Source organism: Pseudomonas sp. NPDC007930, assembly GCF_042958985.1.
In the GTDB taxonomy this organism is placed as follows: Bacteria; Pseudomonadota; Gammaproteobacteria; order Pseudomonadales; family Pseudomonadaceae; genus Aquipseudomonas.
On record NZ_JBIBKC010000001.1, the window covers coordinates 759,934 to 774,265 of the forward strand.

Here is a 14,332-nt window from a genome sequence, read left to right on the forward strand (position 1 = left end):
GCGCAAGACTACCGGCTTACCTATCGAAAAAAAGCTGAAAATTTTGCTTTGATCTATCGGATACAACGATGAAAAGTCTGAAAGCGGGGCGTTAAAGAACTATTAACAGCGGTTGCCCCAAACGCCCACGGCGCATAGGCTTGCGCCTCACTTTCGGCCAGCACGCCATATTGGTGCCAGGAGAAACGCCCATGGGCCTGAACGATCACTGGATGCAACGCGACCTGTCGGTGCTGTGGCATCCCTGTACCCAGATGAAAGACCACGAACAACTGCCGGTGATACCGATCAAGCGCGGCGACGGCGTGTGGCTCGAAGACTTCGACGGGCGCCGCTACCTCGACGCGGTCAGCTCGTGGTGGGTGAACGTGTTCGGCCACGCCAACCCGCGCATCAACCAGCGCATCAAAGACCAGCTCGACCAGCTCGAACACGTGATCCTCGCCGGCTTCAGCCATGCGCCGGTGATCGAGCTGTCCGAGCGGCTGGTCAAGCTCACCCCGGCCGGGCTGAACCGGGTGTTCTATGCCGACAACGGCTCCTCGTGCATCGAGGTGGCGCTGAAGATGAGCTACCACTATTGGCTCAACCGCGGCCAGCCGGGCAAAAAGCGCTTCGTCACCCTGACCAACAGCTACCACGGCGAAACCATCGCGGCGATGTCGGTTGGCGATGTGCCGTTGTTCACCGAAACCTACAAGGCGCTGCTGCTCGACACCCTCAAGGTGCCGAGCCCGGACTGCTACCTGCGCCCTGAAGGGGTGAGCTGGGAGGACCATTCGCGAACGATGTTCGCGGCCATGGAGCAAACCCTCGCCGAGCACCACCAGAGCGTCGCGGCGGTGATCGTCGAGCCGTTGATCCAGGGCGCCGGCGGCATGCGCATGTACCACCCGGTGTACCTCAAGCTGCTGCGCGAAGCCTGCGACCGCTACGGTGTGCACCTGATCCACGACGAAATCGCCGTGGGCTTCGGCCGCACCGGCACGATGTTCGCCTGCGAGCAAGCGGGCATCCGCCCCGACTTCCTCTGCCTGTCGAAGGCGCTGACCGGCGGCTACCTGCCACTGGCGGCGCTGCTGACCACCGACGACGTCTACCAGGCCTTCTACGACGATTACTCCACCCTGCGCGCCTTCCTCCACTCGCACAGTTACACCGGCAACCCGCTGGCTTGCGCGGCGGCCCTGGCCACCCTCGACATCTTCGAGCAGGACGACGTGATCAACCGCAACAAGGCGCTGGCCGCGCGCATGGCCAGCGCCACCGCGCACCTGGCCGACCACCCGCACGTGGCCGAAGTGCGCCAGACCGGCATGGCCCTGGCCATCGAGATGGTCCAGGACAAACCCAGCAAAACCCCCTACCCCTGGCAGGAGCGCCGCGGCCTGAAGGTGTTCGAGCACGGCCTGACCCGCGGCGCGCTGCTGCGCCCGCTGGGCAGCGTGGTGTACTTCCTGCCGCCGTACGTGATCACCCCCGAGCAGATCGACTTCCTCGCCGAGGTGGCCAGCGAAGGGATCGACATCGCCACCCGCGCGCGGGTGAGCGTGGCCGTCAACAACGATGCACACCCCGGCTTTCGTGACCCGGGTTGAGGATGTAAAGCGATGAGAGTGTCCCGTTTTTTCATTGACCTGCCGCTGGCCTTGGGCGAGGTCGAACTGCCCGAGGCCCAGGCCCATTACGTTGGCCGGGTGTTGCGCCTGGCCAGCGGCGATGCCGTGCAGTTGTTCGACGGCAGCGGTTTCGAGTACCGCGGGCAGTTGAGCGAAGTGGGCAAAAAACGCGTGGTCGCGCACTTGGCCGAGCAACTGCCCGGGCAGCCGGACTCACCGCTGGCGGTGCACCTGGGCCAGGGCCTGTCGCGCGGCGAGCGGATGGACTGGGCGATCCAGAAAGCCACTGAAATGGGCGTGAGCGAGATCACCCCGGTTGTCAGTGAACGCTGTGAGGTGCGCCTGAACGACGAGCGCGCCGACAAACGCCTGGCGCATTGGCGCCAGGTGGCGATCAGCGCCTGCGAGCAGTGCGGGCGCTCCAGCGTACCGCTGATCCACCCGCCGCTGGCGCTGGCGCAGTGGCTGCAGCAGGTAGAGGCCGACTTGAAGCTCGTCTTGCACCCGGTTGCCGAGCCCTTGGCCAGCCACCCCAAGCCCGGGCGCCTGGCGTTCCTGATCGGGCCCGAAGGCGGCCTGAGCGACGCCGAGGTGCAGCAGGCCCAGGGCAGCGGCTTTTTACCGGCGCGGCTGGGCCCGCGGGTGCTGCGCACGGAAACCGCGCCGGTGGTGGCGCTGGCGTTGGCGCAGCAGTTGTGGGGGGATTTTTAGGGTTACCCGATCAAAGGCCCTTCGCCCGGCACAGCCGTAATGCTGTTTACTTAAGCCATCTCACGGCTTCATGGAGGGGATCAATCTGTGAGCTCTGCTGATTTTGTGCATGAGCTTCAGGGCCCATCGCCCGGCACAGCCGGCCTCCCACCAGATTTGTGTAAGTGATTGATTTACTGAGCAATACAGAGCCCGTGGGAGGCCGGCTGTGCCGGGCGATAGGCCGCTAGATCACATAAAAGAAAATCGCCACGAAGTGCATCAGGCTCCCGGCGATCACGAACAGGTGCCAGATGCCGTGGGCATGGCGTAGGCGGTTATCCAGCGCGTAGAAGATGATCCCGATGGTGTACAGCAGGCCGCCGCCGACCAGCCAGAGGAACCCGGCCGTGCCCAGCGCGCGCAGCAGCGGGCCGACGGCGACCAGCACCACCCAGCCCATCACCGCGTAGATCACCACCGACAGCACCCGCGCCGGCGAGCGGGGCTTGAGCTCCTGGATCATGCCGATCACCGCCAGCGCCCAAACGATACCAAACAGGCTCCAGCCCCAGGGCCCGCGCAGCGACACCAGGCAAAACGGCGTGTAGCTACCAGCGATCAACAAGTAGATGGCCAGGTGGTCGAGCTTCTGCATCACCCGCTTCGCCTGGCCGCGCACGCTGTGGTACAGGGTTGAGGCGGCGTACAGCGCCAGCAGCGTAACGCCGTACACCGAGGCGCTGACGATCTTCCAGGGGTTGCCCTCGAGGCTGGCGCTGACGGTCAGCCAGGCGGCGCCGGTCACAGCCAGCACGGCCCCGACCAGGTGGGTCCAGGCGTTGAGACGTTCTCCGTGGTACATAGGTAGCGGCCCCTTTCGCGTTGGCGGGGGCCCATGCTACACAAAAAAACCCTTCAACGAGGTGACAGTGGCTCGGCCAGCCGTTGTTGCAACAGCCGCTCCAGGCCGTCGAGGTCGGGCACCTTGGCCACCGCGCCGGCCACCTGTACCGCCGCCAGTTCGAAGCGGTCCAGCGGCACATCTACGTAGCTGAGCTGGCTGTCGACCTTCACCGAGCGGGGGATGCCCTGCACCAGCATGGCGTAGAACGGCAGGGTGCCGCCGCCAATGCCATTGAGCACGATGATGTGGCTGCGCTCGCCCTGGGCTGGCGCGGTGCCGCAGGCGGCCTCGAAGCAGATCAGCGGCAGCTCGCGGCGGCGCCAGGCAATGTTGCCCAGGTGCCACGACGGCGCCGCGGGCTCGGCGATGCCGGGCCGGTAGTCGATCAACTCGGCCACCGCCACGTTAGGCAGCAACAACTGGCGGTCGGTCAGCGGTAGCAACAGCGCGGTCAGGGTGTGGCGCCGCTCGAGGTGGCGGTCAGGCATGGCGGCGGCTCCATTTGCCAATGCTGGCCAGCAGCTGGGTTTCCTGGAACGGCTTGCCCAGGTACTCGTTCACGCCAATGGCCATGGCCCGCTCGCGGTGTTTTTCACCGGTGCGAGAGGTGATCATGATGATCGGCAGGGTTTTCAGGCGGCTGTCCTGACGCACTTTGCTGGCCACCTCGAAGCCGTCCATGCGCGGCATTTCGATGTCGAGCAGCATCACGTCGGGGCGTTGCTCCTGAAGGATCAGCATCGCCTCGACGCCGTCGCGGGCGGTGAGCACGCGCATGCCATGGCGCTCGAGCAGGCGGCTGGTGACCTTGCGCACGGTCACCGAGTCGTCCACCACCAGCACCAGCCGCGGCCGCCCCTGGGCGCCGTCGGCAAAGGCCTCGGCCGGCGCCGCCGGCAGTGCCGGGCGCAGGTGCTGGGCGCGGATCTGCCCGAGCAGGTCGAGAATCAGCACCACCCGGCCATCGCCCAGAATGGTCGCGCCGTTGAGCCCCGGCACCGCGCTGAACTGCGGCCCCAGGCCCTTGACCACGATCTCTCGCGAGCCGCTGATGGCATCGACCTGCACCGCCACCTGGTGGTCGTGGGCGCGCACCAGCAACACCGGCAGCGGTTGTTCTTCACCGAGCAGGGCGGGCCGTTGCGCGCCGCTGAGCAGCTCGCCCAGGTAACGCAGCTCGTGGCTGATGCCGCCGTAGCGGTAGCGCGGCGGCTGTTGCCGGTAGTAGGCGTCGAGGTCTGCCGGCTTGACCCGCACAATGCCCTCGATGCTGTTCAGCGGGATCGCGTAGAGCTCTTCGCCACACGGCACCAGCAGCGCGCGGTTGACCGACACCTCCAGCGGCAGGCGGATCTGAAACCGCGCGCCGATGCCCCGGCGCGAGTCGATGGTCATCGAGCCGCCGAGTTGCTTGACCTCTTCATGGACCACGTCCATGCCCAGGCCGCGCCCGGAAATCTGGGTGATCTTCTGCGCGGTGGAAAACCCTGGCTGCAGAATGAACTGCATCACGTCGCGGTCGCTCATGTCGCTGTCGGCCGCCAGCAGGCCGCGCTTGATCGCCTTGCTGCGCACTGCGTCGAGCGGCACGCCAGCGCCGTCGTCGGCCAGTTCGATCACCACCTCGGCGCCTTCGTGGGTCACTTCCAGGGCGATCAGCCCGACCTCCGGCTTGCCGGCCGCGAGGCGCGCCTCGGCCGGCTCCAGGCCGTGGTCGACGGCGTTGCGCAGCATGTGCTCGAGCGGCGCGATCATCCGCTCGAGCACCGTGCGGTCGATTTCCGCGTCGGCGTGGCCGGTTTCGAACACCACCTGCTTGCCGAGCTCTTCGGCCACCTGCCGGACGATCCGCTGCAAGCGCGGCACCACCCGCTCGAACGGGACCATGCGGGTGCGCATCAGCCCTTCCTGCAACTGCGAGCTGACCCGCGCCTGGTGCGCCAGCAGCGCCTGGGCTTCGTGGGTGCGGTCGTCGAGGGTGTCTTTCAGGTCGAGCAGGTCGGAGACCGACTCGAACAGCGCCCGGGTCAGTTGCTGCAACTGGGAATGGCGGTCCATTTCCAGCGGGTCGAAGTCTTCATAGGTGCTTTCCGCGGCTTGTTCGCGGCGCCCGGCCTGGGTTTCGCTGTCGAGCCGCAGCAGTTGGTCGCGCATGCGCTGCAGGGTGACTTCCACCTCGTGCAAGGTGCTGCGGGTGTCATTCACCTGCTGCTCGACCCGGCCGCGGGCGATGGCCGCCTCACCGGCGAGGTTGCCAAGCTCTTCAAGGGCCAGCGCGGTGACCTTGACCATGTCCACCGAACCACGCTCGAGCAGCGCCGGGGCGGGCTCCGGCGCGGCCGGCCGCGGTTCGGCCAAGCCGGCGGCCGGGCCTTGGGCCTGGCCAAAGCGGTTGATTTGCCCGAGCACGGTTTCATCGGCCTGCACCGCCTGGCCCGAGCGCAACGCGTCGAGCATCTGGCCCAACCGGTCATGGCCCTTTTGCAGCAGTTTGAACAACACCGGGCTGGCCTGCAGGGTGCCGCTGGAAAGCCGCTCGTAGAGGGTTTCCAGCTCGTGGGCAAGGTCGCCGATCGGGGCAATCTCGACCATCCGCGCGCCGCCCTTGAGGGTGTGCAAGTCGCGCAGCAGGTTCTCGACTTCCAGCGTGTTGCCGGGCTCGGCCTGCCAGCGCAGCAGGGCCGCGCCGGTGCTTTCAACGATGTCGAAACCCTCGTCGAGAAACACCTGCAGCAGCTCCTGGTCGGCGCTGGCGGCTTGCTCGGCGGCGTCTTCTTCATCGCCGGCCCACTGCCGTAGCTGGCCGCTGGCGGGGTCGAGCACGCCCATGGCCTCCGGCGCCAGCGCCTGGTCGACCAGGCTGCGCAGGGCCTGCACCCGCTCGGGCGCGGCCTGCACGTCTTGCCCGGCGGCCAGTTGGTCGAACATGTCGATCAAGGCTTCCTGAGCCAGCTCGGCCTCCTCGAAGAACACCGGGCCCACGCCAAGGCTGGCGTCTTCGACGGCGCCGTAGAGGTCCAGCAGGGCTTCGCAGAGGTCGTCCACGGCGGGCTGGTCATTGGCGTGGGCGGCATGCGCCAGGGTGGTCAGTTCATCCAGCAACGGGCCGAGTTCGCCACGCTGTTGGGGTTGCTCGCGCCAGGCGCGCAGGCGCGCCTCGGCGTCGAGCAGGGTGTCCATGCCCTGGTTGAGAAAAGCACTGAGCTGGGCCGGTTCGCGCGGCGCTTCGGCCGCCACCGCGCCGCCGGCCAGGCGCTGTTCGGTGCGGGCGGCAAGCCGGTTGAGCAAACCCTCGGCTTCCGGCGGCACCGGCAGTTGCGCCAGCATCGTGCCGAGCTCGGCCTCGGCACTGGCCAATAGCGCGCAGTCGGCCGGCTCCAGCGGCAGTTGCCGGGTGCGGTATTCGCGGCAGAGGGTGTCGAGTGCCGCCGCCAGCCGCGCGATCGGGTCGGCGCCGGCCATGTAGGCGCTGCCCTTGAGGGTGTGCAGGGCGCGGTGCAAAGCGTCGCTGGGCACCTGCCCGCCCGCCTCGCCGGCCTCGGCCAGGCACTGGCTGAGCACCGCCAGATGGCCCAGCGCTTCTTCGTGGAAAATCGCCAGCAGCGGTTCGGCGGCGCTGCGCTCACCCTCCAACACCGCCTGTAGCTGTTCGCTCACCTGCGGGTTGGCCAGCGGCTGGAGGTCTTCGAGCATCATCGCCTCGGCGGGGCTCAGGGCCTCGCTGAGTTCTGGGATCGGCTCATCATCGGCCAAGCCCAGGCCCAGGCCAGCAAGGGCATCGCGGGCGTGATCAAGGCTGCCGGCATGGGCCAGGCCGCGGTCGAGCAGCAGCCGCTGCAGGTGGTACTCCAGCGCGCACAAGGCCTGGGCGAACAGTGCCAGCGCCTCGGCGCGCGGCGCGTCTTCATGCAATTGGTTGGCGACCCAGCGGTTGGCCAGGCCGAGCAAGGCGCTGGCGCGCGGCAAGGGGATGATCGCCAGGGCACCGCGCAGCGGGTCGAGCAGCTCGAACAACGCCTGCAGGCGCGCCGCCGACCACCCCGCCTGCTGCGCCTCCTCGACGCTTTGCCGGGCCTGCTCCAGGCCCACCAGCACTTCGCGGTACACCAGTTGCTGGATGTGCTGCAGGTCCGTGGTGGGCACGTCGCTGGCGCTGGCCTCGGCCTGCCCGGCGATGCCGGCCAGGGTGTTCTCGACGTACACCAGCGCGCTGGCCACATCCATCAACTGGGCGTCGAGCACTGGCGCCTGGGCCTGGGCGAGGGCCTGGATCACCCCCAGTTGGTCGATGATCACCCGCCGTGGCTGCTCGAAGCCAAGCACCGCGAGGGTGTCGGCGATCTGCCGCAGCGGTGGTAGCAACTCCGCCAGCTCGGCCGAGTCGCGGCGCTCGCCCAGTTGCTCAAGGCGCTGCTTGTGCCGCACCAGCTCATCGCACAGCGCCACCACCACCGTACGCAGGGCGTCGCGGTCGGGGCCGTCGAGGTATTCGCGTTCCTGGTTGACCCAGGCGCTGTCCAGCGGGGCTTCGTCCAGGCCGTGATGGCGGGCGATCGCCTGCAAGCGCGGCGCCGGCCCGCGGGCCTTGGCCAGGTGGCTGCGCAGGCCGGCGAGCAGCTCGGGGTTGGCCGCGCGGTTCAGCCCCGCCACGCCTTCGTCGGCCAGGCGCGCCAGTTCCCGCTCGGTGGCGCGCAGCAGGTCGTACAGCGAGCGGCTGTCGGCCACCACGCCCAGCGCCACGGCTTCGGTGACCGCCGCGGCCAACTGCCACAACGGCAGCATTGGTGCCTGCGCGGCGAGGGTTTCGAGGTGGCCGTATACCTGGCCGAGGTGTTCGAGGTGCGCCGGTTCATCCGGCTCGCGCAGCAGCCCGACCAAGGCGTTCTGCAGGGCCTGGCGCCAGCGCCGCAGTTGCCCGGGCAACTCCGGGCTGTCGCGCTCGGCCAATTGCCGGGCATCCAGTGCCGCCGGGGCGGCCAGGTGCGCCGGCACCAGCTCGGCTTCTTCCAGCGGCGCGGCGCCACGGGCGGCGCGTAGTTCACTGATCAACGGCAGCAACACCAGCGGCAGGTCACGCCGCGCCAGGTGCACCCGCTGCAGGTACACCGGCAGTTGCAGGGTGGCCCGGCGCAGCAGTGCCGGGGCTTGCGCCGCGGTGGCCTGGCCGGCCGCCATGGCCTGGGCCAGGCGTTCCATTTCCCGCGCCAGCACCACCGCGCCGGGCACTTCGAGCACCTGCAGGGCGCCGTGGGCCTGGTGCAGCAGTTCATGGCACAGCTGCGGGCCGTGGTGGGCCATCTCCAGCGCTTGGCGGGCCTGGCCGAGGGTGCCTTGCAGCTCGCCGGTCAGCCATTGCAGGGCGACGAAATCGATCGCGCTGCTCATGTCGGCTCCGTGCCGCTGCCGCGGGCGGTTTTCGCCGGCAAGGTGAAGCCCGACACCGAACGGCGCATTTCACTGGCCATGTGCGCCAGGGTGGCCATGCTGTCGGCGGTGGCGATGGAGTCGGTGGAGGTTTGCGTGGTGATCTGCTGGATCACCGCCATGGTGTGGGAAATCTGCCCGGCCGAGGAGGTTTGCTGTTGCGCGGCGTTGGAAATCCGCTGGATCAACGCCGCCAGGTCTTGAGACACGCCTTCGATTTCTTCCAGCGCCACGCCGGCGTCTTCGGCCAGCCGCGCGCCGCGCACCACCTCGTAGGTGGTCTGCTCCATCGACATCACCGCCTCGTTGGTGTCGGCCTGGATCGCCCGCACCAGCAGTTCGATCTGGCGCAGCGCCGACGACGAACGTTCGGCCAGCCGCTGCACTTCGTCGGCCACCACGGCAAAGCCGCGCCCGGCCTCCCCAGCCATCGACGCCTGGATCGCGGCGTTGAGGGCGAGGATGTTGGTCTGGTCGGCAATGTCGTCGATCAGGCTGACGATGTCGCCAATTTCCTGGGAAGACTCCCCCAGCCGCTTGATCCGCCGGGAAGTGTCCTGGATCTGCTCGCGGATGGTTTCCATGCCGCGGATGGTGTTGTGGACCATCTCGCTGCCCTTGTTGGCAATGTTTACCGAGCGCTCGGCGACCTTGGCCGACTGGTAGGCGTTGCTCGACACATGGTCGATGGACTGCGCCATGTCGCTGATCGCCAGCGAGGCCTCGGTGATCTGCTGGGCCTGGTGTTCAGAGGCCTTCACCAACTGGTAGGCGTTGCCTTCGGTGTGCATCACCGCCGAGGCCACCCGCTCGGCCGCGCCGTTGATGGTCGAGACCAGGTCGCGCAGTTGGTCTACCGCGTTGTTGATCGAATCAGCGATGGTGCCGGTGAATTCTTCGGTGACCGAGGCGGTCACGGTCAGGTCGCCGGAGGCGAGGTCTTCGATTTCATCGAGCAGGCGCATGATCGCTGCCTGGTTGCGGTCGTTCTTCTCGGCGGTTTCGCGCAGCCGGCGGTTGGTTTCGCGCACCATCACCTGGCCGATCAGGATGATCGAGGCCAGCGCCAACAGGCCCAGCACATAGCCGCCGAGGGTGTCGACCGAACGCCCGCCGGCCAGTTGCTCAAACCCGGTGGCCAAGCGCGAGGCTTCATCGAGCAGGGTTTGCGAGAGGTTGAAGATGCTCGTGGCGGCTTCGCGCACTTTGAACAGTGCCGGCGAGGTTTCGAGGATTTCATCCACCGAGCCGGACACGAACGCGAACAGCTCGGCGATTTCCTGCAGGCGGGCGCGGGCCTCGGGGTCTTGCACCTGGCTGATCTGCTGGCCGGCGTTGCCCGCGAGCATGCCATTGAGCACCACGCCGAAGCGGTTGGCGTCACGGCCAAAGGCTTCGGCGGCCTGGCTGGCGTTCTCGTCGCCGGCCAGCACGGTGTTCACCGAGCCGAGAATGCGTTCGGCCAGCAGTGACTGGCGCTGGGCCATCGCCACCTGGTTGGCCGGCGCGCCGCGGCGCAGCAGGATGTCTACGACCTTTTCCGACTCTAACTGCAGTTGCGGCACGGTTTCGCTGAGGGTGGCCGCCACCTGGTGCAGCGACAGCACGGTTTGCTCGCTGGCCAGGATGGTGTCGGCGTTGCGCCGCAGGCGGTCCCAGTCGGCCTGCACGGCACGCATTTCCTCGGCCACCTCGTGGGGGGCCGGCGGCAGGCCGGTGTGGCGGTCGCCTTCCTGGAGGATGCGCCAGCGCCGCTCGAAATCATTGCGCGCCTCGCTCAACTGGCGAAACGCCTCGGCCTTGCCGGTGGCGGCCTCGGTGGCGTTCTTGGCGATGCGCTGCGACACCACGCGCAGCTCGCCGGCGTGGCCGATGTACTGTTTGTCGTAGTTGGCGCGGGTGTTGAGGTACGCGAAATTGGCGAACAACAACATGATGAAGATGATCAGCGCAACGAACAGCCCGGCGATCTGCGCCGTGCTGCGCGAGCCCTGGGCACCGGGGGCGAGTTTGATCATGCCGGCCACCGCCGCGCACTGCCTGGCTCAGAGGGCCACATTCATGAACTCCGCAACGTCGGTGAGCGCCAGCGGGCTGAATACCGCCCAGTTGCGCTCACGCTGAAAATGCCCCTGCACAAAGGGCTGCATGTTGCCCGGCAGCCCCTCGGGCAGGGTGGGGTCCAGGCGCAGCAGGGGGAAGTGCTGCAAGCCCGGGACTTCATCGACCAGCAGCCCGGTGAACAACTCGTCGTGGTCGATCACCAGCACCCGCCGCTGCTTGCGCACCGAACTGCGCTCGATACCGAAAAACCCGCAGAGGTCGAGCACCGGCAGCAGCCGCCCGCGCAGGTTGGCCACCCCCCGCACCCAGGGGTGCACCCCAGGTACGCGGGTCAGGCGCGGCTCGGGCAGCACTTCGACCACCTCGGCCATGGGCGCGACGAACCAGCTCGAGGCCAGGCGAAAACCAATGCCGCTCCAGCTTTGCAGGCGCGCGTCTTGCGACGGCAGCGCCGCGGCATGGGCGCGGCAGCGGCGGTCGATCTCCAGCAGCAGTTCGAAGGCGGTGCGGGCCTGGTTCATCGGCGGCGCTTCAACCGGCCAGCACCGCGTTCAGCTCGCTGATCAGCGAGGTTTCTTCCAGCGGTTTGACGATAAAGCCCCGCGCGCCCTGGCGCTGGCTCCACACCCGGTCGGTTTCCTGGTCCTTGGTGGTTACCACGATCACCGGGATGGCGCTGGTTTCTGGGTCTTTGGCCAGTTGGCGGGTGGCCTGGAAGCCATTGAGGCCGGGCATGACGATGTCCATCAGCACAGCGTCGGGTTTTTCCTGGCGGGCCAGGGCCACGCCGTCGGCGCCATTCTCGGCCTTGAGCACCTCGTGGCCGTGTTTTTCCAGGATGCCGGTGAGTTTGTACATTTCAGTCGGCGAGTCGTCGACGATCAGGATACGCGCCATGTTGTGCCTCGTACGGTGTGCGGCCAGGCCGCTGATTATGGCTGCCCCTGCCGAAGTTGCCCCTCTGGCAGGGGGCCTTGCGGCACGGCGAACCCCGGAACCAACGCCCGGATCGCGCCCAGCAGCTCTTCTTTGTTGAAGGGTTTGGTGAGGAACTGGTCGGCACCGACCACCCGCCCCCTGGCTTTGTCGAACAAGCCATCGCGCGACGACAGCATTACCACCGGCGTGGCGCGGAACTGGCTGTTGTGCTTGATCAACGCGCAGGTTTGGTAGCCGTCCAGGCGCGGCATCATCACATCGAGAAAGATGATGCGCGGGTGCTGGTCGACGATACGGGCCAGGGCATCGAAGCCATCGACCGCGGTGATGACCTCGCAACCGGCGTCCTGCAAAAGCGCTTGGGCCGTGCGGCGGATGGTTTTCGAGTCATCGACGACCATCACCTTGAGGGCCTTGGAATGCTGCTCCATGATTGCTCTGACAGGCTAGGTGCGAACGGGAGGCGCTAGCCGCAAGGGCTGCCCACGTGATCCTTCCGGCTTTTTAGCACACTTACCGGGCGCATTCCATGACCGGCACCTTGACCGGCGGCGCGCCTGGGATCACCCTGATCGCCCTTTTTCAACGCCACGGCACAACAGAGGATTCCCCCCATGAGCGTACGCCTCGGGATCGTCATGGACCCTATCGCGGACATTTCCTACAAAAAGGACAGTTCCCTGGCCATGCTGCTCGCCGCCCAGCAACGCGGCTGGGAGCTGGTGTACATGGAACAGCCGGGCCTCTACCAAAGCCTGGGCGAACCCCGCGCCCGCGCCCGCGCCTTGAAGGTGTTCGCCGACCCGGCCCACTGGTTCGAGCTGGGCGAAGAGCAAGACATCGCCCTGGCCGAACTCGACGTGGTGCTGATGCGCAAAGACCCACCCTTCGACATCGAGTTCATCTATAGCACCTACCTGCTCGAAGCCGCCGAGCGCCTGGGCGTGCTGATCGTCAACAAGCCGCAAAGCCTGCGCGACTGCAACGAAAAGCTGTTCGCCACCCAGTTCCCGCAGTGCAACCCGGCCACGCTGGTCAGCCGCCGGCAAGACATCCTGCGCGATTTCGCCCGCCAGCATGGCGATGTGATCCTCAAGCCGCTGGATGAAATGGGCGGCGCGTCGATCTTCCGCCACCGCGATGGCGACCCGAACCTGTCGGTGATCCTCGAAACCCTGACCCACCACGGCAAGCACCAGATCATGGCGCAGGCTTACGTGCCGGCGATCGTCGATGGCGACAAGCGCATCCTGATGATCGACGGCGAGCCGGTGGATTACTGCCTGGCGCGCATCCCGGCCCAGGGCGAAACCCGTGGCAACCTGGCCGCCGGCGGCCGTGGCGAAGCCCGCCCACTCACCGACCGCGACCGCTGGATCGCCGCCCAGGTAGGCCCGGCCCTGCGCGAGAAGGGCCTGCTGTTCGTTGGCCTTGACGTGATCGGTGACTACCTCACCGAAATCAACGTGACCAGCCCGACCTGCATCCGCGAGATCGACGCGGCCTATGGCACCGACATCGGCGGCAAGCTGATGGATGCGATTGCGCGCAAGCTAGGCGCGGCCGGGGCCGCGTAGGGGCAAGCGAGCAGCTGCAAGCCGCAAGTGGGGTGGGCTTGCGCCTTGCAGCTTGAAGCTTGCCGCTCCTCCCCCTTGCAGCTTATCGCTTGTTGCCTCCCCCCAGCCTCTTGCCCCCCCTCCTATCTGCTATCATCCCGCCCGTTCGTTCACGGGGCCGCCATGACCAGCTTTACCCAGTTTCCTTCCCAACTGTCTCGCGTTGCCCAGCGCCCGGCCGATCGCCTGGGCCTGGCCTTGGTGATCACGGCATTGCTGCACCTGGCGGTGATCCTCGGCGTAAGCTTCAGCCCCACGCCGCCCCCGGCGATCAGCCAGACGCTCGAGATCACCCTGGCCAACTTCCAGAGCGCCAAGCCACCGGAGCAGGCCGACTTCCTTGCCCAGGCCAACCAGCAGGGCAGCGGCACCCTGGAGAAAAAGGCCATCCCGAAAACCACCGAGGTGGCGCCTTTCGACGATGCCGAGATCAACCAGGTGACCCCGCCCCCCGCGCGCAAGGTGCAACCGGTGGAAGCGCCCAAGGCGCAGAAGGCCGTGGCCACCCGCGCCACCCAGCCGCGCAAGACCGAAGCCGACCCAGACCTGAGCAAGCCCCAGGAGCAGGCCCAGGAGGCCACCCCGGACCTCGACAGCCCGCAGTTGTCCAACCAGATCGCCAGCCTCGAGGCCGAGCTCGCCCGCGAGCAGCAGGCCTACGCCAAGCGCCCGCGCATCTACCGGCTGACCGCCGCCTCGACCCAGCGCGACAAGGGCGCCTGGTACAAAGAAGAGTGGCGCAAGAAGATCGAGCGCATCGGCAACCTCAACTACCCTGAACAGGCGCGCCGCGAGAAAACCTACGGCAGCCTGCGCATGCTGGTATCGCTCAACCGCGACGGCTCGCTGTATGAAGTGCAGTTGCTCGAAAGCTCCGGCAAACCGGTGCTCGACGAAGCCGCCATGCGCATCGTGCGCCTGGCCGCGCCGTTCGCCCCGTTCACCGGCGATTTATCCGACATCGACCGCCTGGAAATCATCCGTACCTGGCGCTTCGAGAAGGGCGACAAGCTGTCGAGCAACTGAACCGTGTGACAAAATCGTCAACATCGCTGGCTTGTATGTCCGGCGGG

At 67.2% G+C, this 14,332-nt stretch carries 11 protein-coding genes; 4 read left to right on the top strand and 7 right to left on the bottom strand.

Annotated features, from left to right (window positions below; genetic code table 11):
• Nucleotides 1-191 precede the first annotated feature (191 nt).
• The gene (locus ACFZCE_RS03440; protein WP_390936078.1) at nt 192-1,598 is read left to right on the top strand and encodes an adenosylmethionine--8-amino-7-oxononanoate transaminase; all 1,407 of its coding nucleotides are present in this window, start codon (nt 192-194) and stop codon (nt 1,596-1,598) included.
• Nucleotides 1,599-1,610: 12 nt separating this feature from the next.
• Complete coding sequence (locus ACFZCE_RS03445) at nt 1,611-2,330, top strand: 16S rRNA (uracil(1498)-N(3))-methyltransferase (RefSeq protein WP_390936079.1); 720 nt, start codon at nt 1,611-1,613, stop codon at nt 2,328-2,330.
• A gap of 226 nt (nt 2,331-2,556) precedes the next feature.
• Here ACFZCE_RS03445 and ACFZCE_RS03450 read toward each other — a convergent pair whose 3' ends face one another.
• From ACFZCE_RS03450 to ACFZCE_RS03480, 7 genes are read right to left on the bottom strand one after another with little or no spacing between them, the layout of a single operon-like run.
• The gene (locus ACFZCE_RS03450) at nt 2,557-3,174 is read right to left on the bottom strand and encodes a hemolysin III family protein (protein WP_390936081.1); all 618 of its coding nucleotides are present in this window, start codon (nt 3,172-3,174) and stop codon (nt 2,557-2,559) included.
• 53 nt (nt 3,175-3,227) lie between these two features.
• Nucleotides 3,228-3,704 (bottom strand): chemotaxis protein CheW, encoded by a 477-nt coding sequence (locus ACFZCE_RS03455; protein ID WP_390936083.1) that lies wholly within the window; start codon nt 3,702-3,704, stop codon nt 3,228-3,230.
• Nucleotides 3,697-8,601 carry a response regulator gene (locus ACFZCE_RS03460; protein ID WP_390936085.1) on the bottom strand — a complete coding sequence of 1,635 codons (4,905 nt, stop codon included), beginning with the start codon at nt 8,599-8,601 and terminating at the stop codon, nt 3,697-3,699. The genes ACFZCE_RS03455 and ACFZCE_RS03460 overlap by 8 nt, the downstream gene beginning before the upstream one ends.
• A complete protein-coding gene (locus tag ACFZCE_RS03465; protein ID WP_390936087.1) occupies nt 8,598-10,658 on the bottom strand; it encodes a methyl-accepting chemotaxis protein in 2,061 nt (686 codons plus the stop codon). The genes ACFZCE_RS03460 and ACFZCE_RS03465 overlap by 4 nt, the downstream gene beginning before the upstream one ends.
• 27 nt (nt 10,659-10,685) lie before the next feature.
• Nucleotides 10,686-11,225: a chemotaxis protein CheW gene (locus tag ACFZCE_RS03470; RefSeq protein WP_390936089.1), complete on the bottom strand. Its 540-nt coding sequence runs from the start codon at nt 11,223-11,225 to the stop codon at nt 10,686-10,688.
• Nucleotides 11,226-11,235: 10 nt separating this feature from the next.
• Entirely contained in the window at nt 11,236-11,601 is a 366-nt protein-coding gene (pilH, locus tag ACFZCE_RS03475) for a twitching motility response regulator PilH (protein WP_390936091.1), read from the bottom strand.
• Between the two features lie 35 nt (nt 11,602-11,636).
• Nucleotides 11,637-12,074 (bottom strand): response regulator, encoded by a 438-nt coding sequence (locus ACFZCE_RS03480; protein ID WP_390936093.1) that lies wholly within the window; start codon nt 12,072-12,074, stop codon nt 11,637-11,639.
• A gap of 183 nt (nt 12,075-12,257) precedes the next feature.
• Between ACFZCE_RS03480 and gshB the strand changes: the two genes are divergently transcribed.
• Entirely contained in the window at nt 12,258-13,220 is a 963-nt protein-coding gene (gene gshB, locus ACFZCE_RS03485) for a glutathione synthase (protein WP_390936095.1), read from the top strand.
• Nucleotides 13,221-13,382: 162 nt separating this feature from the next.
• The gene (locus ACFZCE_RS03490; RefSeq protein WP_390936097.1) at nt 13,383-14,285 is read left to right on the top strand and encodes a TonB family protein; all 903 of its coding nucleotides are present in this window, start codon (nt 13,383-13,385) and stop codon (nt 14,283-14,285) included.
• Nucleotides 14,286-14,332 lie beyond the last annotated feature (47 nt).